The 24,463-nt window shown below is 63.5% G+C and carries 20 protein-coding genes; 11 read left to right on the top strand and 9 right to left on the bottom strand.

Annotated features, from left to right (window positions below):
* Positions 1-72: 72 nt before the first annotated feature.
* Positions 73-600: a carboxymuconolactone decarboxylase family protein gene (locus KYT87_RS22310; RefSeq protein WP_046806903.1), complete on the top strand. Its 528-nt coding sequence runs from the start codon at positions 73-75 to the stop codon at positions 598-600.
* Positions 601-687: 87 nt separating this feature from the next.
* Here the strand turns inward: KYT87_RS22310 and tal are convergent, their stop codons facing one another.
* On the bottom strand, positions 688-1,641 hold the full coding sequence (gene tal, locus KYT87_RS22305) for a transaldolase (protein WP_219990861.1): 954 nt from the start codon (positions 1,639-1,641) through the stop codon (positions 688-690).
* Positions 1,642-1,853: 212 nt separating this feature from the next.
* Between tal and carA the strand changes: the two genes are divergently transcribed.
* The 3 genes from carA to KYT87_RS22290 all read left to right on the top strand — a co-directional run bounded on the left by carA (position 1,854) and on the right by KYT87_RS22290 (position 7,134).
* The gene (carA, locus tag KYT87_RS22300) at positions 1,854-3,008 is read left to right on the top strand and encodes a glutamine-hydrolyzing carbamoyl-phosphate synthase small subunit (RefSeq protein WP_046806902.1); all 1,155 of its coding nucleotides are present in this window, start codon (positions 1,854-1,856) and stop codon (positions 3,006-3,008) included.
* A gap of 10 nt (positions 3,009-3,018) precedes the next feature.
* On the top strand, positions 3,019-6,264 hold the full coding sequence (gene carB, locus KYT87_RS22295; RefSeq protein WP_046806901.1) for a carbamoyl-phosphate synthase large subunit: 3,246 nt from the start codon (positions 3,019-3,021) through the stop codon (positions 6,262-6,264).
* Between the two features lie 105 nt (positions 6,265-6,369).
* Positions 6,370-7,134: an SDR family oxidoreductase gene (locus KYT87_RS22290; RefSeq protein ID WP_046806900.1), complete on the top strand. Its 765-nt coding sequence runs from the start codon at positions 6,370-6,372 to the stop codon at positions 7,132-7,134.
* Between the two features lie 51 nt (positions 7,135-7,185).
* On the opposite strand, the gene KYT87_RS22285 is transcribed toward KYT87_RS22290, so the two are convergent.
* The 6 genes from KYT87_RS22285 to KYT87_RS22260 form a co-directional block, all read right to left on the bottom strand.
* On the bottom strand, positions 7,186-7,830 hold the full coding sequence (locus KYT87_RS22285; protein ID WP_219990860.1) for a histidine phosphatase family protein: 645 nt from the start codon (positions 7,828-7,830) through the stop codon (positions 7,186-7,188).
* Between the two features lie 76 nt (positions 7,831-7,906).
* Positions 7,907-8,815 carry a LysR family transcriptional regulator gene (locus tag KYT87_RS22280; RefSeq protein WP_219990859.1) on the bottom strand — a complete coding sequence of 303 codons (909 nt, stop codon included), beginning with the start codon at positions 8,813-8,815 and terminating at the stop codon, positions 7,907-7,909.
* Positions 8,816-8,825: 10 nt separating this feature from the next.
* Positions 8,826-9,911 (bottom strand): ABC transporter ATP-binding protein, encoded by a 1,086-nt coding sequence (locus KYT87_RS22275; RefSeq protein WP_120156687.1) that lies wholly within the window; start codon positions 9,909-9,911, stop codon positions 8,826-8,828.
* On the bottom strand, positions 9,908-11,620 hold the full coding sequence (locus tag KYT87_RS22270) for an iron ABC transporter permease (protein ID WP_104144539.1): 1,713 nt from the start codon (positions 11,618-11,620) through the stop codon (positions 9,908-9,910). Before KYT87_RS22270 ends, KYT87_RS22275 begins: the two co-directional genes overlap by 4 nt.
* 87 nt (positions 11,621-11,707) lie before the next feature.
* Positions 11,708-13,045, bottom strand: coding sequence for an extracellular solute-binding protein (locus KYT87_RS22265; RefSeq protein WP_219990858.1), 1,338 nt, complete (start codon positions 13,043-13,045; stop codon positions 11,708-11,710).
* 131 nt (positions 13,046-13,176) lie between these two features.
* Positions 13,177-13,623: a FlxA-like family protein gene (locus KYT87_RS22260; protein ID WP_219990857.1), complete on the bottom strand. Its 447-nt coding sequence runs from the start codon at positions 13,621-13,623 to the stop codon at positions 13,177-13,179.
* Positions 13,624-13,765: 142 nt separating this feature from the next.
* Between KYT87_RS22260 and KYT87_RS22255 the strand changes: the two genes are divergently transcribed.
* Both KYT87_RS22255 and greA read left to right on the top strand, forming a co-directional pair.
* Positions 13,766-15,091 (top strand): solute carrier family 23 protein, encoded by a 1,326-nt coding sequence (locus tag KYT87_RS22255; RefSeq protein ID WP_046806893.1) that lies wholly within the window; start codon positions 13,766-13,768, stop codon positions 15,089-15,091.
* Positions 15,092-15,534: 443 nt separating this feature from the next.
* The gene (greA, locus tag KYT87_RS22250) at positions 15,535-16,011 is read left to right on the top strand and encodes a transcription elongation factor GreA (RefSeq protein WP_006221068.1); all 477 of its coding nucleotides are present in this window, start codon (positions 15,535-15,537) and stop codon (positions 16,009-16,011) included.
* Positions 16,012-16,141: 130 nt separating this feature from the next.
* On the opposite strand, the gene KYT87_RS22245 is transcribed toward greA, so the two are convergent.
* On the bottom strand, positions 16,142-16,744 hold the full coding sequence (locus KYT87_RS22245) for a YhbY family RNA-binding protein (protein WP_104144536.1): 603 nt from the start codon (positions 16,742-16,744) through the stop codon (positions 16,142-16,144).
* Between the two features lie 18 nt (positions 16,745-16,762).
* Between KYT87_RS22245 and KYT87_RS22240 the strand changes: the two genes are divergently transcribed.
* The 5 genes from KYT87_RS22240 to KYT87_RS22220 all read left to right on the top strand — a co-directional run bounded on the left by KYT87_RS22240 (position 16,763) and on the right by KYT87_RS22220 (position 22,727).
* Complete coding sequence (locus KYT87_RS22240) at positions 16,763-17,395, top strand: RlmE family RNA methyltransferase (protein WP_219990856.1); 633 nt, start codon at positions 16,763-16,765, stop codon at positions 17,393-17,395.
* Positions 17,396-17,611: 216 nt separating this feature from the next.
* Entirely contained in the window at positions 17,612-19,501 is a 1,890-nt protein-coding gene (gene ftsH / locus KYT87_RS22235; protein WP_104144535.1) for an ATP-dependent zinc metalloprotease FtsH, read from the top strand.
* 18 nt (positions 19,502-19,519) lie between these two features.
* Complete coding sequence (folP, locus tag KYT87_RS22230) at positions 19,520-20,365, top strand: dihydropteroate synthase (RefSeq protein ID WP_046806889.1); 846 nt, start codon at positions 19,520-19,522, stop codon at positions 20,363-20,365.
* Positions 20,362-21,705, top strand: a complete 1,344-nt coding sequence (glmM, locus tag KYT87_RS22225; protein ID WP_046806888.1) for a phosphoglucosamine mutase — start codon at positions 20,362-20,364, stop codon at positions 21,703-21,705. The genes folP and glmM overlap by 4 nt, the downstream gene beginning before the upstream one ends.
* A gap of 215 nt (positions 21,706-21,920) precedes the next feature.
* Positions 21,921-22,727, top strand: coding sequence for a GNAT family N-acetyltransferase (locus tag KYT87_RS22220; protein ID WP_046806887.1), 807 nt, complete (start codon positions 21,921-21,923; stop codon positions 22,725-22,727).
* A 177-nt stretch (positions 22,728-22,904) separates the two neighbouring features.
* On the opposite strand, the gene ppx is transcribed toward KYT87_RS22220, so the two are convergent.
* On the bottom strand, positions 22,905-24,392 hold the full coding sequence (gene ppx, locus KYT87_RS22215; protein ID WP_046806886.1) for an exopolyphosphatase: 1,488 nt from the start codon (positions 24,390-24,392) through the stop codon (positions 22,905-22,907).
* Between the last annotated feature and the right edge of the window lie 71 nt (positions 24,393-24,463).

Genomic DNA, 24,463 nt, shown 5'->3' with positions numbered 1-24,463 from the left:
TGAGCTGTCATTATGTCAAATATATTGTATGAATGTATGCATTTGCAGCCCTGTCACCTATCTGGAGCTTCCATGGCCCGTCTTGCCTACGCCGATCTATCTCATCCCGACGCACGTCCCCTGGTGGAGCGCATCGTTGCAGAGCGCGGCAGCGTGCTTCATCTGTACCAAATGCTGCTGCACAGCCCCGCAGTGGCCGGAGGCTGGCTGAACTATTTGACTTCCATCCGGCAACTGAGCAGCTTGCCCGGAGACCTGCGCGAACTGGTCATCATGCGCGTTGCCGCGCTTAACGGCGCGCCTTACGAGGCCGATCAGCACGCGCCGATCGCGCTTCGCGAAGGCGTGTCGCAGGCCCAACTGGATGCGCTGGGCGATTGGGAAAACTCAACGCTGTTCGACCCACGTCAAAAAGCCGTGTTGGCCTACACCGACGCCATGACGCGCCACGTGCAGGTGCCGCAGCCGGTGTTTGAAGCCGCCCGCGCCGCCATGGGCTCCGAAAAGCTCATTGTCGAACTGACCGCAACCGTCGCGGCGTACAACATGGTGTCGCGCTTTTTGGAAGCGTTGCAGGTGCATTCGGACGATCACCGCTAAGGCCACCATCCAGCAGGCCAACAGGTAAGTCAGCAAGTCGCGTGCCCAAACCTTGGGCGCGCGATTTTTTTGCGCAATGCCGGAGGATCAGCGGCGCAGTGCGTCGATCAGTGCATCCAGCTTTACGGCGTCGGCGACAAACAGGCGGATGCCTTCGGACAGTTTTTCGCTGGCCATCGCGTCCTCATTGAGCAGCGTGCGGAAGCTGACCTCGTCCGCGCCGATACGGTCAATTGACGGGCCCGTGTCGTCGGCGCGCAATTGCGCCGGTGCATCGCCTTGCGTGCCGGCCAACTGATTGAGCAGGTCCGGGCTGATGGTGAGCAGGTCGCACCCCGACAGCGCCAGGATCTGGCCCACGTTACGGAAGCTGGCGCCCATGATTTCGGTAGAAATGTCGTGCTGTTTGTAATACCGGTATATGCGCGTCACCGACAGCACGCCGGGATCTTGCGGCCCGGCGTTGTCGGCCTCGACCCACGCGGCGCCGGCGGCCTTCTTGTGCCAGTCATAGATCCGGCCGACAAAGGGCGAGATCAGCTGGACCCGGGCATCGGCGCAGGCAACGGCCTGGGGCAGCGAAAACAGCAGCGTCAGGTTGCAGCGCACGCCTTCGGCTTGCAGGGCGCGGGCGGCCTGGATGCCTTCCCAGGTGGAGGCTATCTTGATCAGCACTCGCTCGCGCGGCACGCCGGCGGCTTCATACAGGGCAATCAGGCCGCGCGCCCGCTCGATGGTGGCGCGGGTGTCGAACGACAGGCGGGCATCGACCTCGGTCGACACGCGGCCCGGCACGATGTTCAAAATGGCGCGGCCAAAGGCGACCAAGAGGCGGTCGACCAGCTCGAGCGCCGAGGCGCCCTGGTGATCGCGCACCGTCTGTTCCAGCAGCGGGCGATAGGCCTCTTGCTGTACGGCTTTCAGAATAAGGGACGGGTTGGTGGTGGCGTCTGTGGGACGCAACGCCTTCATCGCTTCGAAATCTCCGGTGTCGGCGACAACGGTGGTGTGATTGCGCAGGGCGTCAAGTTGGCTGGACATGGACAAGTAACGGCTCACGACGGCTAAGGTTGAAGGTTCCTTAGCGTATCACTGCCGTGGGCGTCCGGCCGTCAGCCAGGAGTGGGAGAGGGAAGCCGGGGGAAGGGGGGGAATCGCCATCCTGGCCTTATTTGGCGCGGTTCGCCGGGGAATCGGCCCGGTCAAGGTATAATCCGAAGGTTTGATTATCGATTCTAAAACCGGGGTTTACTGTGCTGCCGCAACTTTTTCCCGAGGGGATCAACCGCTTCCCTCCTGCAATTCTGGCTCTGGCGGACGGTACCATTTTTCGAGGCGTGTCGATCGGTGCGCCTGGGGCTACCGTTGCCGAAGTGGTGTTCAACACCGCGATGACCGGGTACCAGGAAATTCTCACCGATCCCAGCTATAGCGGTCAGATCGTTACGCTGACCTATCCGCACATTGGCAACACCGGCGTCAACGCCGAAGACGTGGAAGCCAATCGCGTCTATGCCGCCGGACTCGTGGTCCGCGACTGTCCCGCCCGCGTGTCGAACTTCCGTTCCACGCAATCCCTGCCCGACTATCTGGCCGCGCAGGGCATCGTCGCCATTTCCGGCATCGACACCCGCAAGCTCACCCGCATCCTGCGAGAAAAAGGCGCCCAAGGCGGCTGCATCTTCGTGGGCACCGACGCCGAACGCGCCGTTGAAATGGCCAAGGGCTTTGCCGGCATGGCTGGCCAGGATCTGGCCAAGGACGTGTCGCAAAAATCCACGACGGAATGGACCGAAGGCACGTGGCAACTGGGCGAAGGTTTCGCAAAGCCCGACCAGTCCAAGTTCCACGTCGTTGCCTACGACTACGGCATCAAGACCAACATCCTGCGCCTGCTGGCGGATCGTGGCTGCCGCCTGACCGTGGTGCCGGCGCAAACCAGCGCCGAAGACGTCCTGAAGCTCAATCCTGACGGCGTGTTCCTGTCCAACGGCCCCGGCGACCCCGAGCCCTGCGACTACGCCATCGACGCCACGCGCGTGTTCCTGGACAAGAAGCTGCCGGTCTTCGGCATCTGCCTGGGCCATCAGATCATGGGCCTGGCCGTGGGCGGCAAGACGCTCAAGATGAAGACGGGCCACCACGGCGCGAACCACCCCGTGCAAGACCTCCAGTCCAAGCGCGTGTTCATCACCAGCCAGAACCACGGCTTCGCGGTCGATGCGGCCAGCCTGCCGGCCAATGCGCGCGTCACGCACGTGTCGCTGTTCGACGGCACGTTGCAGGGCTTCGAGCTCACCGACCGCCCGGCCTTCTGCTTCCAGGGTCACCCCGAAGCCAGCCCGGGTCCGCACGACATCCTTGAACTGTTCGACAAGTTCATCGCCCTGATGTCCGGCCAAAAGTAAAGATTGCATCATGCCCAAGCGTACAGACCTAAAAAGCATACTCATCATCGGCGCCGGCCCCATCATCATCGGGCAGGCCTGCGAATTCGACTATTCCGGCGCACAGGCGTGCAAGGCGCTCAAGGCGGAGGGTTATCGCACCATCCTGGTGAACAGCAACCCCGCCACGATCATGACGGACCCGGAAACGGCCGACGTCACCTACATCGAGCCCATCACCTGGCAAGCCGTTGAAAAGATCATCGAGCGTGAAAAGCCCGATGCCTTGCTGCCAACCATGGGCGGCCAGACCGCGCTGAACTGCGCACTGGACCTGGCCCACCACGGCGTGCTCAAGAAGTACAACGTGGAACTGATCGGCGCGAACGAACACGCCATCGAAAAGGCCGAAGACCGCCAGAAATTCAAGCAGGCCATGACCGACATCGGCCTGGAATCGGCCAAGTCGGGCGTGGCCCACAGCATGGACGAAGCCTGGGAAGTGCAACGCCGCATCGCCGCGGAAGTGGGCACGTCCGGCTTCCCCGCCGTGATCCGCCCCAGCTTCACCATGGGCGGTTCGGGCGGTGGTATCGCCTACAACGCCGAAGAATTCGAAACGATCTGCCGTCGCGGCCTGGAAGCGTCGCCGACCAACGAGCTGCTGATCGAAGAATCCTTGCTGGGCTGGAAGGAATTCGAGATGGAAGTGGTCCGCGACAAGGCGGACAACTGCATCATCGTCTGCTCGATCGAAAACCTGGATCCGATGGGCGTGCACACCGGTGACTCGATCACCGTGGCGCCGGCCCAGACGCTGACCGACAAGGAATACCAGATCATGCGTAATGCATCGATCGCGGTATTGCGCGAGATCGGCGTGGACACGGGCGGCTCGAACGTGCAGTTTGCCGTCAACCCGAAGAACGGCCGCATGATCGTCATCGAGATGAACCCGCGCGTGTCGCGTTCGTCGGCGCTGGCATCCAAGGCCACCGGCTTTCCCATCGCCAAGGTTGCCGCGCGCCTGGCCGTGGGCTACACGCTGGACGAGCTCAAGAACGAAATCACCGGCGGCGCCACGCCCGCCTCGTTCGAACCGTCGATCGACTACGTCGTCACCAAGGTGCCGCGTTTTGCCTTCGAAAAATTCCCCACCGCCGACGCGCGCCTGACCACCCAGATGAAGTCCGTGGGTGAAGTCATGGCCATCGGCCGCACCTTCCAGGAATCGTTCCAGAAGGCGCTGCGTGGTCTGGAAGTGGGCGTGGACGGCCTGAACCAGAAAACCACCGACCGCGAAAAGCTGCAAGTCGAACTGGGCGAGCCCGGTCCGGAACGCATCTGGTACGTGGGCGATGCCTTTGCGCAAGGCTTCACGCTGGACGAAGTGCACAACATCACGCACATCGACCCGTGGTTCCTGTCGCAGATCAAGGAAATCGTCGACATCGAACTGGCGCTGGAACAAAAGACGCTGGCCGACCTGGACTACGCCACCCTGTGGGAACTGAAGCGCCGTGGTTTCTCCGACCGCCGCCTGGCCTTCCTGCTGGATTCCGCTGAATCCGAAGTGCGCAAGCTGCGTCACCAGTTGAACGTGCGCCCGGTCTACAAGCGCGTGGACACCTGCGCCGCCGAATTCGCCACCCGCACCGCGTACATGTATTCCACGTACGAAGAAGAGTGCGAATCCGCGCCCACCGATCGCAAGAAGATCATCGTGTTGGGCGGTGGCCCGAACCGTATCGGCCAAGGCATCGAATTCGACTACTGCTGCGTGCACGCCGCGCTGGCGCTGCGCGAAGACGGGTACGAGACCATCATGGTCAACTGCAACCCGGAAACCGTGTCCACCGACTACGACACGTCCGATCGCCTGTACTTCGAACCGCTGACCTTGGAAGACGTGCTGGAAATCGTCCACAAGGAAAACCCGGTCGGCATGATCGTCCAGTACGGCGGCCAGACGCCGTTGAAGCTGGCGCGCGCCCTGGAAGCCAACGGCGTGCCGATCATCGGCACCAGCCCGGAATCCATCGACGTTGCCGAAGATCGCGAACGCTTCCAGAAGCTGCTGAACAAGCTGGGCCTGCGTCAGCCGCCCAACCGCACCGCGCGCACGGAAGGCGAGGCCCTGGCTCACGCCACCGAGATCGGCTACCCGCTGGTCGTGCGTCCCAGCTATGTGCTGGGTGGTCGCGCCATGGAAATCGTGCACGAACAGCAAGACCTCGAGCGCTACATGCGCGAGGCCGTTAAGGTCAGCAATGACTCGCCCGTGCTGCTGGACCGCTTCCTGAACAACGCCACCGAAGTCGACGTGGACTGCCTGGCCGACGGCGAAACCGTGTTCATCGGCGGCGTCATGGAACACATCGAGCAGGCCGGCGTGCACTCGGGCGACTCGGCTTGCAGCCTGCCGCCTTACTCGCTGTCGGCGGAAGTCATCGCCGAGATCAAGCGCCAGACCACGATGATGGCCAAGGCCTTGAACGTCAGCGGCCTGATGAACGTGCAGTTCGCCATCCAGGGCGGCGACGTCTACGTGCTGGAAGTGAACCCGCGTGCATCGCGCACCGTGCCCTACGTGTCCAAGGCCACCGGCCTGCAGCTGGCCAAGATCGCCGCGCGCGCCATGGCCGGCCAGACGCTGGCCAAGCAAGGCATCACCAAGGAAGTCGTGCCGCCTTACTTCTCGGTCAAGGAAGCCGTGTTCCCGTTCGTGAAGTTCCCGGGCGTGGACACCATCCTGGGTCCGGAAATGAAGTCGACCGGCGAAGTGATGGGCGTGGGCATGAGCTTTGGCGAAGCCTTCGTGAAGTCGCAGCTGGCTGCCGGCGTGCGCCTGCCGGAATCCGGCACGGTGTTCATCAGCGTGAAGAATCAGGACAAGCCCCGCGCCGTGGAAGTGGCGCGTGGCCTGCATGCCCTGGGCTTCAAGCTGGTCGCCACGCGCGGCACGGCGGCCGAAATTGAAACCGCGGGCATTCCGGTGCAAGTGGTCAACAAGGTCACCGAAGGCCGTCCGCACATCGTGGACATGGTCAAGAACGGCGAAATTGCGCTGGTCATCAACACGGTTGAAGAACGCCGCAACGCCATCGTCGATTCGCGCACGATCCGTACGCAATCGCTGGCCGCTCGCGTCACCTTCTTCACCACCATCGCCGGCGCCCGCGCCGCGGTTGAAGGCATGCAGTATCTGCGCCAGGGCCTGGGCTTGCAGGTGTATCCGTTGCAGGACTTGCACGCATCGCTTAGCGGCCAAGGCTGACGCGACAGCGCCAAGCCCGCGGGCTTGAGGTAGGATGCCGGGGCGGCCCTTGATCAGGGCCGCCCTTTTTCCATCCCTGCATTCCTATTCGCTTAAGACGATTCCATGAACAGAGTCTTCATCACCGGCGCCAGCAGTGGCCTGGGACGCGCCCTGGCGCAGCAGTACGCCGCATCGGGCGCCACGCTGGGTCTCTTGGGCCGGCGCGAAGACGCGCTGCGTGAATTGGCCGACAGCTTGCCGGGCAACCATCGTTGCTATGCGGTTGACGTGCGCGATCGTGCCGCGCTGCATGCAGCGGCGGCCGATTTCATTGCGTTCTGCCAGGGCAGGGTGGATGTCGTCATCGCCAGCGCGGGCATCAGTGCCGGCACGTTGACCGAGCACGGTGAGGACTATGACGTCTTCAAAGCCATTGTCGACACCAACTTGCTGGCCACCGTGGCCACCTTCGAGCCCTTTGTCGGCGCCATGCGCGCCGCCGGATCGGGCCGTTTGGTGGGCATTGCCAGCGTGGCGGGCGTGCGTGGACTGCCGGGGGCTGGCGCCTACAGCGCCTCTAAATCCGCGGTGGTGACCTACTGCGAAAGCCTGCGGCTGGAGCTGGCGGGCGATGGCATCCGCGTGGTGACCATTGCGCCGGGCTACATCAAGACCGCCATGACGGCGAAGAACCCGTATTCGATGCCTTTCCTGATGGAGGCGGACGCCTTTGCGCAACGCGCGCAGGCGGCCATTACGCGTGGCACGTCTTACACGGTGATTCCGTGGCAGATGGGCGTGGTGGCCAAGCTGATGCGCCTGTTGCCCAACGCGGTGTACGACAAGTTGGCGCGTGACGCGCCACGCAAGCCGCGCAAAGCGGGGTGATGCGCGAACGGGCGGCAAGATGAACCTGCCGCCCGTGAACGCGGTGCCGTGTTACGGCACCACGTCGTCGCCGACCTCATCGGTCACGTGACCCACGTCGCCCCAGTCCAGCACTTCCCATTTACGCCCCTGTACGCCGACGCGGTTGATGCTGACGTTCAGCAACGCGGCGTCGCGCGCGCCATTGAGCGGCACACCCGAGGCATGACGCCAGATGATGTCCAGCACGCCACCGTGCGTAAACATCAGGATGCGCTCGCCGTCGTGGCGGCTAGCGATGTCGTCCACGGTGGAAATGACGCGCGACTGGAACTGGCCCAGAGTTTCTCCGCCATCCAGGGGTCGCAAGGGGTCGCGGCTTTTCCAAGCGGCGGCGGCTTCGGGCGCCTGCACGTCGATGTGTTCGTGGTCCAGCCCTTCCAGCACGCCGAAGCCGCGCTCGCGGATGCCGGGCTCTATCCGCACGCGCAAGCCCAGTTGTTCGGATACCGGCACCGCCGTGGCGTGGGCCCGTTGCAGGTCGCTGCTGTAGATGGCGTGGATGGGTGTGTGGCGCGCGTCTTCGCGCAGGCGCGCGGCAAGCAGGCTGGCCTGGTTGACGCCGAATTCGTTCAAGGGAATGTCTTTCCAGCCTTGCAGGCGGCGCTGGCGGTTCCAGTCGGTTTCGCCATGGCGGATGAACCAGATTTCAGTCATTACGGTCGTAGTGGGGAATAAGGCAGGGAGAAGGGTAAAGCGTGGGAATCAAAGCTTGGGCACTAAAGCTTGGGCACTAAAGTTGGGCCGGCGCGATAACCGCGCGGGGCTTCCAGATGGCATGAATGATCGAGCTTAACGCGACGAGCGCGGGCTCGCTAGCGCGCTCATAAGGCAGGATGAAGCCTAGCATGGCGTCGGCGCGAGCCTGGCCCCACACGATGAAATCATGGGAGGCGGCGCCCGCCAGCGCGGTCTCTTCGCGCAACAGCGCGCAGCCCGCGCCGGCGCGCACGAGCGCTTCCAAATTGGCCTGGTCATCGTTTTGCATGACGACGCGAGGCGACAGGCCGTGGCGTTCAAACATGTCGCGCAGCAACAGATGCGTGTGGCTGCCCGACGGGCCGTCCAGCCACGGCAACTGCGCCACTTCGCGCCAGCCGCCCCGTTTTAGCACCGCGGCATGGTCGTGGGGCAGTGCGATGCGATACCGCACGCTGCGCAGCGGCAGCCACAACACGCCACGCGGGGGATTGGCCGCGATGGTCAGCGCCGCCGGCAGCCGCCCGGTGCTGACTTGTTCGGCCAAGGTGGCGGTGGGCAGTGTCTGCGTCTTCAGTTCCACCAGCGGCAGGCGTTGCGTGACGGCCGAGGCCAGCTCGCCCAGGCGCAGGAAATCCGGTTTTTCGCTGGGTACGCCAAGCTCCACAACGCCATGCAGGCTGCCTTGCAGTTGTTGCGCCTCGGACTTGAATTGCGCGCCCAGCACCAGCAGCGATTCCGCCGTGGGCAGCAGCACCTCGCCCGCCTTGGCCAGCGCCAGCCGCCCGCCACTACGGTCGAACAGCGCCACGCCCAGGCTCTGTTCCAGCGCCTTGATCTGCGCGGTCACGGCGGGCTGCGTCAGGGACAGCGCTTCGGCCGCCTTCGTCAGGTTGCCCAGGCGGGCAACCGTGACGAAGGCGCGGATCTGATAGATTTCCATGGCCGCCAGTTTAGGCCGCCAACAGCCGCACTTGCGTGGGTTCCAGTCCGATGGATACCGGCGCGCCGATAGGAAACGGCGACAGCCCGGCCAGGTGCGACTGATCCGCCGTCAGGCGTTGTTCACCGATCAGCACCTGGTAGCGCGTGAACTCGCCCAGGAATTCGCTGCTTTCCACAATGCCGGGCAGCCACACATAGCGCGCGTCGCCCAGGCCGTCCGCCATTTCGATCTGTACGGTGTGCGGCCGGAAGCTGGCGGCCAGCCGGCTGGCGGCGGGGGCTTCGGCCGTCAAAGGCAGGTGCAGGTCGCCCACGCCAGGCACGGCCAGCACTACGCTGCCGCTGGTGCGTTCACGCACATCGCCTTCCAGCACATTCATCGTGCCCACGAAGTTGGCCACGAAGCGGTTCGTCGGATAGTCGAACAGCGTGCTGGGCGCGCCGATCTGCTGCACCACGCCGTGGTCCAGCACCGCCATGCGGTCGGCCGTGGTCATGGCTTCTTCCTGGTCGTGCGTGACGAAGATGGTGGTGATGCCCAGGCGCCGTTGCAGGCTCAACAGGTCCTGGCGCATCTGCACGCGCAGCTTCTTGTCCAGATTGGACAGCGGTTCGTCCAGCAGCAGCACCTGCGGTTCAATGACGATGGTGCGTGCCAGCGCCACGCGCTGCTGCTGCCCGCCGGACAGCTGGTTGGGCCGGCGCTTGCCATACTGCGACAGGCCCACCAGTTCCAGCGCGGCTTCGACCTTGGCGCGAATCTCGGCGCGCGGCAATTTGCGTTCGACCAGCCCGAAGGCCACGTTGTCCCAGACCGTCATGTGCGGCCACAACGCGTAGTTCTGGAACACCATGCCGATGTTGCGATCCCAGGGCGGGGTGCCGGTGATGTCCTTGCCGTCCACCAGCAACTGGCCGGCGCTATGGCGATTGAAGCCCGCGATCAAGCGCAGCAGCGTCGACTTGCCCGAGCCGGACGGGCCCAGCAGCGCAAAGAACTCGCCCGGCTCGATGTGGATGTTCACGTCTTTCAGCACTTCCGTCTTGCCATAGGACAGGCGGATGTTGCGGCACTCTACGCTGACCTTCTTCATGCGGATTCCCCTTCAGTGCGTGCCGGACGCTGGCGCGACTGCGCGCGCTCTACCAGCAGGTGCGATACATACGTGCCGATGGCCACCGCGGCCACCGCCAGCACGCCCAGCGCGGCGCCGGGCCCCCGGCCCGCCGCGCTTTGCATATACAGATAGATGCCGTAGCTCATGGGCGCCTGGCTGTCCTTGGTGACCAGCATGATGGTGGCCGACAATTCCACCGCCGCCGTCACGAAGCTGGTCACGAAGCCGGCCAGCATGCCGCCCGCCATCAAGGGCACGACGACACGGCGGATCGTGCTCATGCGGGTGGCGCCCAGCGATTGCGCGGCTTCCTCCAGCGACACGTTGATCTGCTGCAACGAGGCCACGCACGAGCGCAGCGCGTAGGGCAGGCGCCTGACCGAATACGCGATCATGATGATGATCCACGACGAGGTCAGCAACGTTCCGGTACCCGGCAGCTCGATGCCGCGAAACGTGCGCAGGAAACCGATTGCCAGCACGATGCCCGGTATCGCCAGCGCGGCCGACGCCATCAAGTCCAGCCACTGCCGCGCCGGCAACCGCGTGCGCAGCATCAGGTAGGCGATGGCGGTGCCAAGAATGACGTCCACCCCGGCCGCCAGACCGCAATAGAGCAAGGTGTTGGCGATCATGCCTTGCGATTCCGAGAACACCGCCGAGTAATGCGCCAGCGTGTAGCCATCCGGCAGCGGGGCGAAGCTCCAGACGCTGGCCAGCGACAGCAGCAGCACGCCCATGTGCGGCGACAGCACCAGCAGCAGCACCAGGATGATCCACCCATAGGCCAGCACGCTTTCCATTGGCCCCAGCTTGCGCTTCTGGATGGAGTTGCCGCCCTTTTGCAAGGTGGAATAATCGCGCCCCTTCAGCACGCGCGCCGACAGCCACAGCGCCAGAATCGAAAACGCGATCATGATGACGCTGATCACATAGCCCAGCGGATCTTCCAGCCCCACCTGCGTAATGCGCAGGTACGCTTGCGGCGCCAGCATGTTGGTGGTGCCCAGCACCAGCGGGGTGCCCAGGTCGTCGAACACCTTGACGAACACCAGCGACGCGCCGGCCACGTAGCCGGGCAGGGCCAGCGGGAAAATCACGCGGCGGAACAGGCGAAACCCGCGCGAGCCCAGGTTGAATGCGGCTTCTTCCATGGCGCCGTCGATGTTGCGCAACGCCACCACCAGGTTCATCAGGATGAACGGAAAGTAGTGCAGCGCTTCAACGAAGATGACGCCGTTCAAGCCTTCCATGAACGGGATCGTGAACCCGAACCAGTCGTTCAGCAGCAGGTTGACGCTGCCCGACCGCCCGAAGATCAGCTGCATCGCGACGGCGCCCACAAACGGCGGCATGATCAGCGGCAGCACGCCCAGCGTCTGGATGATCAGCGCACCGCGAAAATCGAAGCGCACCGTGAAGTACGCCAGTGGCACCGCGATCAGCGAGGCCAGCAGCGCCGACCAGCCCGCCACGTACAGGCTGTTGAAGAACGCTTCCTGCATTAGCGGCTGATTGAAGAAGGCGCCGAAGTGGCCCATCGTGAAACTGCCGTCGGCGTTCACGAAGGCGCTGTAGAAGACCGTGCCCACGGGCACGACAAGAAAAAGCAGCAGAAAGCCGAATACCAGCAGCGCCGTCAATACGGGGCCGGCGGGCAGGCGTGAGTGGCCCGAAGAATTCATCGAGATTCCCGAAATCGTTGCCAGGGGACTGCGCACCGGGCGCGTGCCCGGTGCGGTTCGCTATGGGCGGTTATAGCGAGAGGCGGCTTACAGCGCGGCAGCCTGCTTGGCCAGCTTCACGGCTTCTTCGTAGTTGGCCTTGGACTTGCCGTTCCACTCGCCTTCCAGTTGCGTGATCTGCTGGTTGACCGCGGCGTCTTTCTTATTGCCCGCGAAGATCGCCAGGAAGGCGGGGTCGGCGGCCTTCTTGCCATCGACCAGCGGTGCCCAGGCAAGCTTGCGCGCCTGGGCCAGCAGCTCGGCCGCCTTGCCCGACTTGGCCTTGTCGCCCAGCTTGGCCTCGGCGTCGTAGATCGCCTTGGTGGCGGCCTGCAATTCCTTCAAGCGGAAAGTGACGGTTTGGTCATATAGCGATTGCACGACGTAATAGCGCGTCTGGGACAGGTCGGCGTTAAATTGCACCTTGCTGCGCTTGGCAATGTCCGCGGGGTCTGGATAGCCGGGCGGGATCTTGCCGGCAAGCGCGGAATACGGCAGCACCGGAAGACGCGAGATCTTCGGTTCCAGCAGTAGCTCCTGGCCGGCCTGGCTTAACGTGAAGGCGATGAACTTCTTGCCTTCCTCGGTATTTTTCGCGCCGTCGATCAAGGCGATGTTGGCCGGCACGATCGCGGTCTCGGACGGATAGACGAATTCCACGGGGAACTTCGAATACTTGCTGGACAGGCCAAAGAAGTCGATGACCGGGCCGGCGCCGAACTGGCCGTTGTTCACGCCGTCGGGCACGCCGAATGACCGTTCTGTCACCGCGCTGCTGTTGCCGGACATGCGCAGCAAGGTGTTCCAGCCGTCATCCCAGCCTTCGCCTTGCAGGATGGTTTCCACGGTCAAATGCATGGTGCCCGAGCGCGACGGCGACGTGATGCCCACGTGGCCAAACCACTTGGGCGACAGCAAATCCTTCCACTCCACGGGCGCGGGAATCTTGTGCGCGGCGATATAGCGCGTGTTGTAGACGATGCCGTAGCCGGCCAGCGCCTGGCCCAGGTACATGCCCGACGGATCGTTGATGGGATAGTTGCCCACCTTGTCCGGCACGTCTTTGTTCGCCACGTCGGACGATTTGGCCAGCAGCTTGTCGCGGCCCAGCACTTCGAAGGCGTCGGGCGCGCTGGCCCAGAACACTTCGGGGCGTTGGCCGGCGGGCGTTTCGCGCACATAGGCAATGCCCGACACGGTGTTCTTGTTCAGGATTTCCAGCGTGATGCCGGGGTTGGCCTTTTCAAACGCGGTCTTGTAGGCCTGCGTCAGGTCCTTCGGGAACGACGTGATCACCGTGACGGTGCCGGCCAGGGCAGGTGCCGAGCAGACGGCCAGCAGGGCGCCTGCAAGGGCGCCTGCAAGGGCGGTGCGCATTGCATACATGGTTTGTCTCCGTAGTTTTAATTTGTCTGGAGACAGTAATGTCTGGTCTGCAACGCGTCCAATCAGAAATTTTGATGCGGCTCATCAGCGTGGGGCCGTGATGGTGGCCCCCCGCTGATGACGCGCTGCGGTCAAGCCGTGGTGGATACGCCGCCGCCCGATGCGCCGGCCGCGGCGCTGGCCATGGCCGCCTTGGCCTGCTGGACCAGCACCTGCTGGATCTGGCCTTGGATCTGCATGGCCTGGCCGTTCAGCGCTTGAAGCTGCTGTGCCTTCATCTCGTCCGACATGCCGCTGGCCTGCACCTTGGCGATCTGATCCATGATGCGCTTGAGCTGCTTTTGCAGCTCTTTGATCTGACGCGTGAATTCGTCGTCGTTACCGGTGTCTTCCGAGGCCTTGGTGCCCCCAACGCTCAGCGCCCCAGCGTTGTTGACGCGGATCTTGCCGTCGGGGGTGACCGTGGTCGCCTCCCCGCCCGTGGGATCCTTCGCTTCCTTATTGGCTTGAATCTTCTGGACCCACAGGTCGGCCAAACTGCCGATCCGGGATGAGCCGCCGAGGGAATTGATAGCCATGATGTCTCCTGGTACTTGGGGGGGATTGCGGGGCGTTCAACCAATGAACGGCATTGGGCAAGCGCAACTTAAACATTGCCGCCTTTTCGTGGCCCCCTTTACACTGGCGCCCGCTTACCCCGACACCTTATTTGGGATATCCATGTCCAATTCCTATTTCCCGCGTTGGCGCCTGGCGGACGACGCTGAACCCGGCGTCATTATTGCGCCCGACGAACGGCTGTCCTGGCCCAAGAACATCGCCATGGGCGCGCAGCACGTCGTGGCCATGTTCGGCTCGACGGTGCTGGCGCCGTTGCTGATGGGCTTTGATCCCAACGTGGCGATCTTGATGTCCGGCATCGGCACGCTGATCTTCTTCCTGTTTGTCGGCGGCCGGGTGCCCAGCTACCTGGGGTCCAGCTTCGCTTTCATCGGCGGCGTGATCGCGGTCACCGGCTATGCGGGCGGTGGCGCCAACGCCAACATCGGCGTGGCGCTGGGCGCCATCATCGCGTGTGGCCTGGCCTATACGCTGATCGGGGTGATCGTGTGGATCGTCAATGCGCGCTCGGGCAGTGGCGCCAACTGGATCGACGCCTTGATGCCGCCTGTCGTCACGGGCGCGGTGGTTGCGGTGATCGGCTTGAATCTGGCGCCCATCGCGGCCAAGGGTGCCATGGGCGCGTCGGGTTTTGACACGTTCATGGCGCTGGTCACCATTGTTTGCGTCGGCGGCATCGCCGTCTACACCAAGGGCATGGTCCAGCGCCTGTTGATCCTGGTCGGGCTGATCCTGGCGTGCGTGGTGTACGCCGTGCTGGCCAACGGCATGGGGCTGGGCAAGCCCATCGACTTTTCGGGCGTGGCCGCCGCGGCCTGGATCGGCTTGCCGCATTTTGCCGCTCCGGTCTTCAAGGCCGAGGCCATGGGCCTGATCGTGCCGGTCGCAATCATCCTGGTCGCCGAAAACCTGGGGCACGTGAAGGCCGTCAGCGCGATGACGGGCCAGGACCTGGATCGCTATCTGGGCCGCGCCTTCGTGGGCGACGGCGTGGCAACCATGGTGTCGGGCGCGGTGGGCGGCACGGGCGTCACGACCTACGCCGAGAACATCGGGGTCATGGCGGTTACCCGCATCTATTCCACGCTGGTCTTCGTCGTGGCCGCGCTGATCGCCGTCGTGCTGGGCTTTTCGCCTAAGTTCGGCGCGCTGATCCAGACGATTCCCGGCCCGGTGTTGGGCGGCATGTCGGTGGTGGTGTTCGGCCTGATCGCCATTGCGGGCGCGCGAATCTGGGTGGTCAACCAGGTGGATTTCAGCGACAACCGCAACCTGATCGTCGCCGCCGTCACCCTGGTGCTGGGCGCGGGCGACTTCACCATCAAGATCGGTGACTTCATGCTGGGCGGGATCGGCACCGCCACGTTCGGCGCCATCATCCTGTATGCGCTGCTGCGCCGTCGGAAGCCGGGGCCGGTGGTCTAGGCGTGGGGCGGCCGGGTCGTGGCCCCGGTCGGTGATCTGGCCGGTATCTGGCCGGTATCTGGCCGGTATCTGGCCGGCGCCGCGCCAGGCTCGATGACAAAATACTATTGAATAGTATCTTTTTGGCCACAGCCCTTCGCGATCCTCAAGCCAGCCAGCGCCGCGTTGAGGGATTTTTGACGAAATAGCCGTTTTTGGCGGGTTACAGCCCCGAAATGCGTGCAAAAGCACGTTTTCCGGGGTGGCTTGCAATTCCGGTGGAGTTTGCCCACAATATGACTTTGATTGCCCCGGTTCCGACCCGAGCCGGGGTTTTGTTTTGGTCGTCCGCGCCGCTAGCTTCGTGTCAAATCTTGCACCGACAGCGGGTGCGCGCCAGGGTAACGACCTTCACCGAGAACGCTCCGTCGGGGCGTTTTTCTACTTTTTGTTTGGGAAACGACATGTCTGCCATTCCTTTGACCGTGCGCGGGGCCGAGCGCTTGCAAGAAGAGCTCCAGCGGCTGAAAACCGTGGAACGTCCTGCCGTTATCAACGCCATCGCCGAAGCGCGAGCGCAGGGCGATCTGTCGGAAAACGCCGAATATGACGCTGCTCGCGAGCGCCAAGGCTTTATCGAAGGCCGGATTGCCGAACTTGAAGGCACGCTTTCCAACGCCCACCTGATCGATCCGACTTCGCTGGATGCCGAAGGCCGCGCCGTGTTTGGCGCTACCGTGGATATCGAAGACCTGGATTCGGGTGACCGCGTGACGTACCAGATCGTCGGTGACGTCGAGGCCGACATCAAGGCCAATCTGATTTCCGTATCCAGCCCGGTGGCGCGTGCGCTGATCGGCAAAAGCGAAGGCGACGTGGTCGAGGTCAAGGCCCCGGCTGGCGTTCGCGAATATGAAGTTCTGGGCGTGCGTTACATCTAACGCGATCGCCTTGGCGGTACACTGTCAAAACGCCATAGCTTGAAGCCTGCGTTAGGCTGGCTGCCCGCGGTACCTACGCGGATCGCTATGGTGGACCGGGCGCGTAAAGCGCCCGTTTTTGTGCCCGGCCTTATTTTTTTGCTGTCTTGCGGCTGGTGCCGCTGCGTGCTCCGGCCCGCAGGCTCAGCGCACTGCCGGCGCGGCGGGGAATGCCGTGGCCGCTGGCGGTAGCCCGCTTGTTGCTGGGGCGCATGGGCTTGCCGTTCTTGTTCAACTGGTCTTGCGGCACGAAGCGGGCCTTGGCCGGCTTGGGCTCTTCGGACTCGCTACGGCGCGGACGCTTGGCCAGGCTCTTGCCTTCGGCGGCCAGCTTCTTCGGCGTGTAGGGTTCGGAAGCGCGGCGCTTGGCAGGAGCCACGGGCTCCATAGCAGCCAGCGCGGCGGGCTTGACGTTGCCGGCCAGGGGGCGGAACAGAATCAGGGTCTTGCCCAGGTGGTGCACCGGGGCGCAAGACAGGGTGTCGCAGATCGTCGACAACATGGTCTCGCGGGCCTCGCGGTCATCGCCGCCGGCGCGTACCTTGATGAGGCCATGAGAAGCCAGTGCCAGGTCGATTTCCTTGAGCACGGCTTCGGTCAGGCCATTGTCGCCAATCAGGACGACGGGGCGCAGAGGGTGAGCGGCGGAGCGAAGGTCGCTGCGCTCACGAGAGGTAAGTTCTAATATAGGCATGCGTGGAATTGTACGGTAATGGCCAAGAATAAATTCTCTAAAGACTGGATTCACCAGCACATCAACGATCCCTATGTGAAGCTGGCGCAACAGAAGGGCTATCGCGCCCGTGCCGCCTTCAAGCTGATCGAGATCCTGGACACTGAAAAGCTGATGCGCCGGGGCGACCTGGTCATTGACCTGGGCTCGGCCCCGGGCAGCTGGTCCCAAGTGGCGCGCGAGCGCCTGGCCGGGCCGGGCGGCGTCGTGGACGGACGTATTATTGCGCTGGATCTGCTTCCCATGGAGCCGGTGGCCGGGGTGGAGTTCATCCAGGGCGACTTCCGCGACGATGACGTTCTGAAACAATTGGAAGACATGGTCGGATCTCGCGCCGTAGACCTTGTAATCTCGGATATGGCCCCCAACTTGTCAGGCGTGGGTAGTGCCGACTCCGCGCGCATTCAGCATGTGTGCGAGCTGGCGATGGAGTTTTCCCGCGTTCATCTCAAGCCCAATGGGGCGCTGATCGTCAAGGCCTTCCACGGCAGCGGCTTTTCGCAGATCGTGCAGTCCTTCAAGCAGCACTTCAAGCGTGTAGTCGAGCGCAAACCAAAGGCGTCTCGGGATAAATCCTCGGAAACCTTTCTGGTTGCCCGCGATCTGAAGTAACCCGGGCCGGGGCATGCTGCCTTGGAACCCCAAAGAACTTACCTGCTTGCCGAGACAACGACCACCATAACGACAAATCAGACGTAACTACACGGACCCCAGGGATCCCAGGACGCAATCGGGTCCAACAGGGTAGAATGGGCTATTGACATACTTGTGACTGTGCCATATGCGGGTGCGCGGTTGCCGGTCGGAATCGAAAGCAGGAGATCGACCTTGAATAATTCATTTTCGAAAGTCGCTGTCTGGATGGTGATAGCCCTGGTGCTGTTCACCGTCTTCAAACAGTTCGACGGACGCGCTCAGACCCAGGACGGCGTGACCTACACGCAGTTCATGGACGACGCCAAGGCGGGACGTATCCGCAAGGTCGACGTTCAGGGCGACGTGCTGTACGTCACCCCGGACGCGGGCCGCGCCTATACGCTGACTTCGCCCGGCGACCTCTGGATGGTCTCCGATCTGCTGAAGTACGGCGTCCAGGTCTCTGGCAAGCCGCGTGAAGAGCAATCGCTCCTGATGAGCATCTTCGTGTCGTGGTTCCCCATGCTGCTGTTGATCGGCGTATGGGTTTTCTTCATGCGACAGATGCAGGGCGGCGGTAAGGGCGGAGCCTTCAGTTTCGGCAAATCGCGCGCTCGCATGCTCGACGAAAACACCAATCAAATCACCTTTGCCGACGTTGCCGGCTGCGATGAAGCCAAGGAAGACGTCCAGGAACTGGTCGACTTCCTGCGCGACCCCAGCAAGTTTCAAAAGCTGGGCGGCCGCATTCCCCGTGGCGTGCTGATGGTGGGCTCGCCGGGTACCGGCAAGACGCTGCTGGCCAAGGCCATCGCCGGCGAAGCCAAGGTACCGTTCTTCAGCATCTCGGGTTCGGACTTCGTTGAAATGTTCGTCGGCGTGGGCGCGGCCCGTGTCCGCGACATGTTCGAAAACGCCAAGAAGCACGCGCCTTGCATCATCTTCATCGACGAAATCGATGCAGTGGGCCGTCAGCGCGGCGCCGGCCTGGGTGGCGGCAACGACGAACGCGAACAAACGCTGAACCAGATGCTGGTTGAAATGGACGGCTTTGAATCCGGCCAGGGCGTCATCGTGATCGCCGCAACCAACCGTCCCGACGTGCTGGATCCGGCACTGCTGCGTCCGGGCCGTTTCGACCGTCAAGTCGTGGTGCCGCTGCCCGATATCCGTGGCCGCGAGCAGATCCTGAAAGTCCATATGCGCAAGGTTCCGCTGTCGCCTAACGTCGACGCGACCATCCTGGCGCGCGGCTGCCCCGGTTTCTCGGGCGCCGACCTGGCCAACCTGGTCAACGAAGCCGCGCTGTTCGCCGCCCGCCGCAATGGCCGCACGGTGGATATGTCCGACTTCGAAAAGGCCAAGGACAAGATCATCATGGGCGCCGAGCGCCGCTCGATCGTCATGCCCGAAGAGGAACGCAAGAACACCGCGTACCACGAGTCCGGCCACGCGATCGTTGCCCGCCTGCTGCCCAAGACCGACCCAGTCCACAAGGTCACCATCATTCCGCGTGGCCGTGCGCTGGGCGTGACGATGCAGTTGCCGGAAACCGACCGCTACAGCATGGACAAGGGCCGCTTGCTGTCCACCATCGCCGTGCTGTTCGGTGGCCGTATCGCCGAAGAACTGTTCATGGACCAGATGACGACGGGGGCCTCGAACGACTTCGAACGCGCCACCGCCATCGCCCGCGACATCGTCACCCGCTACGGCATGACGGACGAGCTGGGCCCGATGGTCTATGCCGAGAACGAAGGCGAAGTGTTCCTGGGCCGCAGCGTCACCAAGACGACGCACATGTCCGAAGCCACCATGCAGAAGGTGGACACCGAGATCCGCCGCATCATCGACGAGCAATACCAAGTTGCGCGCAAGATCCTGGAAGACAATCGCGACAAGGTCGAAGTCATGACGGCCGCGCTGCTCGAATGGGAAACCATCGACGCCGACCAGATCAACGACATCATCGAGGGCCGTCCTCCGCGTCCCCCGAAAACGCCGCAAGGTCCGTCGGACTCGACGGACACGCCGCCCAGCACCGGGCTGGCGGCTGGCGGCAGCACGGCTGCAGCAGTCTGAGGTTTTTTGTCCTGAGTTATGGCAAATAACTTCCTTTGCGGGCGCTTCGAGTTTGATCTCGAGCGCCCGCTTGTCATGGGTATCGTCAATGTCACGCCGGACTCGTTTTCCGACGGCGGCCAGCACGACGATACGGATTCCGCGGTGGCGCACGCGCGCCAACTGATCGAAGAAGGCGCCCAGATCCTTGACCTGGGCGGCGAATCGACGCGGCCGGGCGCCGACCCGGTGTCCATCACGGACGAGCTTGATAGGCTGTTGCCCGTGATCGAGGCCCTGCGAGATTGCGGCGTGCCGCTGTCCATCGACACCTTCAAGCCCGAAGTCATGCGCGCCACGCTCGATGCGGGGGCCGACATGATCAACGACATCTATGGCTTCAGACAGCCCGGCGCCATCGAGGCGGTAGCGCAATCGCGCTGCGGGCTGTGCGTGATGCACATGAAGGGCGAGCCTCGCACCATGCAGGCCGCGCCCCCCGAATACACCGACCTGATCGGTGAAATCGGACTTTTCCTAGGTTCGCGCGCGCAGAAGCTGCGTGCCGCCTGGGTTGACCCCCGCCGTATCGTGCTGGACCCGGGTTTCGGCTTCGGCAAGACGGCAGACCAGAATTTCCAGTTGCTGCGTCGGCTGTCCAGCTTGCGCAGCGGTGGCTATCCATTGCTGATCGGCCTGTCGCGTAAAAACATGATCGGGCAGGCCACGGGCCGACCGGTCGGCGACCGGCTGCCCGGCAGCATCGCCGCAGCGCTTGCCTGCGTGTCGCGGGGCGCCTCCATCGTGCGTGTGCACGATGTTGCCGCCACCGTTGATGCCCTTAAGGTATGGCATGCGGCCGAACAAGGAGCAATCAGTTCATGAGTCAACGCAAGTATTTCGGCACCGACGGGGTGCGCGGTGAAGTAGGCGGCCCGGTCATCAATGCCGAGTTCGCCCTGCGCCTGGGTTATGCGGCCGGCCGTGTGCTGGCGCGCGAGCACGCCGGACGCGGCGGCAGCCGCCCGCAAGTGGTCATCGGCAAGGACACGCGCATCTCCGGCTACATGCTGGAATCCGCGCTGGAAGCCGGTTTGTCGGCTGCGGGCATCGACGTGCTGCTGGCCGGCCCGATCCCGACGCCGGCCGTTGCTTACCTGACCCGCGCGCTGCGCCTGGTGGCCGGCATCGTGATCAGTGCTTCCCACAATCCGTACCAGGACAACGGCATCAAGTTTTTCTCGGCGCAGGGCATGAAGCTGCCGGACGAAATCGAAGCCGCCATCGAGGCCGCGCTGGACGAGCCGCTGGGTTGCGTCAGCTCTGAAGGCCTGGGCCGCGCCCGCCGCATGTCGGACTCGCAGGGCCGCTACATTGAATTCTGCAAGAGCACCTTCCCCAACGACCTGGACTTGAACGGGATGAAGATCGTGGTAGACGCCGCCCATGGCGCCGCCTACAACATCGCCCCCCATGTGTTCCGCGAACTGGGCGCCGAAGTGCATGCCATCGGCGTGCATCCGGACGGCTTCAACATCAACAAGGGCGTGGGCGCGCTGCACCCCGAGTCCCTGGCCAAGGAAGTGCAGGCGCGTGGCGCGCATCTGGGCGTTGCCCTGGATGGCGACGCCGACCGTCTGCAAGTGGTTGATGGCGAAGGCCGCATCTACAACGGCGACGAATTGCTTTACGCCATCGTCCGCGAGCGCATGCAGCGCGGCAAGGTCGACGGCGTGGTGGGCACGCTGATGACCAACTTCGGTTTCGAGCGCGAAATGCAGCGCCTGGGCGTTGGTTTCGAGCGCGCCAACGTGGGCGACCGCTACGTGCTGGAACAGATGCAGGCGCGCGGCTGGCAGTACGGCGGCGAAAGCTCGGGCCACCTGCTGTGCCTGGATTGCCACTCCACGGGCGACGGCATCATCGCCGCCCTGCAGGTGCTGACCGCATTGCGTCGCGGCAATACGACGATGGCCGAGTGGGTGCGCGACCTGCGCATGTACCCGCAGAAGATGATCAATGTGCCGTTGACCCCGGGCCAGGACTGGAAAACGCATCCTGGCCTGACCGCCGCCCGTGCCGCCGTCGAGGCCGAACTGAACGGCCGTGGCCGCATCCTGATCCGCGCATCGGGCACTGAACCGAAGCTTCGCCTGATGGTCGAAGCTGAAGATGAATCCCTTGCCGTTTCCTCCGCAGAGAAGCTCGCCGCCAGCCTGGCCTGAGCCCGGCCCAGCCGCTTTAGAAAAAGCCATCCACCGAGTCTCGGTGGGTGGCTTTTCTGCATTCGGGCTTGGTATTGAATTGTAAAGTTTTGTCGAGATTCGCCTAAAGTTGACCCATCTGCCCCGAACTAAACTTCATAGTCACGTAACATATTGGTCAAGTCTTTGACATACAGGGCGTCCAAACTGACCGGACTCTCTAGGAGCTACGCGCAATGCTGGAATTAGCACGCACCACCCCAAGCCGTAAACCCGCCGAACCCTGGATGGGCAACTCCCCGAAAGTGTTGGCGGTAGGCCTGGCGCGCACGGCTGAAGAAATCGAGCAGATCCAACGTCTGCGCTACGACGTCTTCACCGAGGACATGGGCGCGGTGTTTCCCGACGCGCATGACGGTATCGAGCATGACCGCTTCGACCCCTATTGCGAACATCTGATGGTGCGCGAAATGGATACGGGCCGCGTCGTCGGCACATATCGCATCCTGACGCCGGAAAAAGCGCGGGAAGCCGGCGGCTACTACGCGCAGTCGGAGTTCGATCTTTCCGGGCTGGGCCCGATTCGCGACCAGCTGGTTGAAGTCGGCCGCTCGTGCACCCATTCCGACTACCGCAACGGCGCGGTGATCATGTTGCTGTGGTCCGGCCTGACGGAATACCTGCGACGCGGCGGCTACGAATACGTGCTGGGCTGCGCCAGCGTCAGCCTGCGCGATGACGGCGTGACCGCCGCGGAAGTGTGGCGCACGATCATGCCGCAGCTGCCCCAAAGCGGTGATCCCCACGTGACCCCGCTGCACCGTTACCCGGTTGAGAAGCTGAACAGCACGCTGCCGGCCCGCGTGCCGCCACTGATCAAGGGGTATCTGAAGCTGGGCGCCAAGGTCTGTGGCGAACCCGCCTGGGACCCGGACTTCAACGCCGCCGACTTCCCGGTGCTGCTGAAAATGGAGCGCATGGACGAGCGCTATCGCCGCCACTTCGGGCTGGACCAGCCTGCGGCCCTGAACGGCCAGCGCTGATCATCATGCGCCGCCTGTTCCGCCGAATGAAAATCAGATTGATACGGCGGGCCACGCGGCCTTTGCGGCTTGAACTCAAGCAGCTGCGCCGTCAGACGGATCTGTCTTTGTTTTAAAAAAGGGCAATGGCGCCAGCGCCATTGCCCTTTTTGTTGCCAACGCGCCGGAATTGCGCTGTCAGAATTCCAGCACTTCGAACGAAAAGCCCACCTTGTTCCATTCGGCTTCTTCCGCACGTAGCGTGAAGTCGCTTAAGGGGTGTTGCGCCAGCCATTCCCGGTTGACCCGGACCACGATGGAGTTTTCGCGCACCGACGCGGTCAGCGGCAGCGGTTCGATTTCGCCACGGCGGCGGAACAGCAATACCGCCAGGCGCAGGCTCAGGATGGCTTTCCATTGCGGCCGCGTGCGGATCAGCGGTTCCAGCTTGGTCAACTTGCCCTGATGGCCCAGCGCCAGTAGCGCCAGCAACTGCTGGTCGGCGCGCGAGAAGCCCGGCATGTCGGCGTTTTCAAGCACGTACGCCGTGTGCTTGTGATACGCGTTGTGCGCGATCGACAGGCCCACTTCGTGCAAGTCCGCCGCCCAGCCCAACGCCGGCCGAAGTTCGGCGCGTTCCGGGCCTTCGGGGAACATGGCGTCGAACAGCGTCAGCGCTGCATGGCGCACGCGCCGCGCCTGGTTGACGTCCACGTGATAGCGCTTCATGAACTGGCGTACCGATTCGTCGCGCTTGTCGTGCTCGTCGTCGCGGCCCAGCAGGTCGTACAGCACGCCCAGGCGCAATGCGCCGTCACCCGTGTGCATGACGTCGATGCCAAGCTCGTCGAACAGCGCGGTCATGATGGCCAGCCCGCCGGGCAGCACATCGGAACGCTCGATCTTGATGCCCGGCAGCTCTGACGGGATGACGCGGCCCGAACGCACGATGCGGTCTTTTAGCTTGGCCAGCCCGGCGCGCGTGATGCCGCGATCGGAAAAGCGGCTTTCGGTCAGGATGGCGAACAGCGCCTTGGCGGTGCCGGACGAGCCATAGGCCTCTTTCCAGCCCATCTTGCGGTACTGCTTGGCGATGACTTCGATTTCGCGTCGCGCTGCCAGCTCGGCCTGCTTCATCTGGTGCGCATCAACCACGCCATCCGAGAAAAACTGGCGGCTGTAGCTGACGCAGCCCATGTACAACGAGGACATCAGGGCAGGCTCGTGGCCCTTGCCGATGATGACTTCGGTGGACCCGCCGCCAATGTCGATGACCAGGCGCTTGTTGGGCGATGGGGGCAGGGTGTGGACCACGCCCGAGAAGATCAGGCGCGCTTCTTCACGGCCGGCGATGACTTCAATGGGAAAGCCAAGCGCGGCTTCCGCGCGCGGCAGGAAATCCCGCGTGTTGCGCGCGACGCGAAACGTATTGGTGGCAACCGCGCGGACCCGGTTGGGGTGGAAGCTGCGCAGGCGGTCGCCAAAACGCTCCAGGACGGCGATGGCGCGCTCGATGGCGTCGTCGCCCAAGCGTTTCTCGGCATCCAGGCCGGCGGCAAGCCGGACGGTTTCCTTGAGACGATCGATCTGGTAAATCTGGGGCGTACCGTCCTGTTGAACGATGCGTCCGATGGAGAGGCGAAAGCTGTTGGACCCGAGGTCCACCGCGGCCAGAAGTTGATCCATGCGGCTCGTAATATAGGCTTTGAGGTGGCCTGATTATAGAGACCCCATGTGACAGTGCCTTGAGATTCGGG

Origin of the sequence: Achromobacter sp. ES-001 (assembly GCF_019448355.1) — a bacterium.
In the GTDB taxonomy this organism is placed as follows: Bacteria; Pseudomonadota; Gammaproteobacteria; order Burkholderiales; family Burkholderiaceae_B; genus Achromobacter; species Achromobacter spanius_B.
This window is presented reverse-complemented; position numbering and strand designations above follow the sequence as displayed.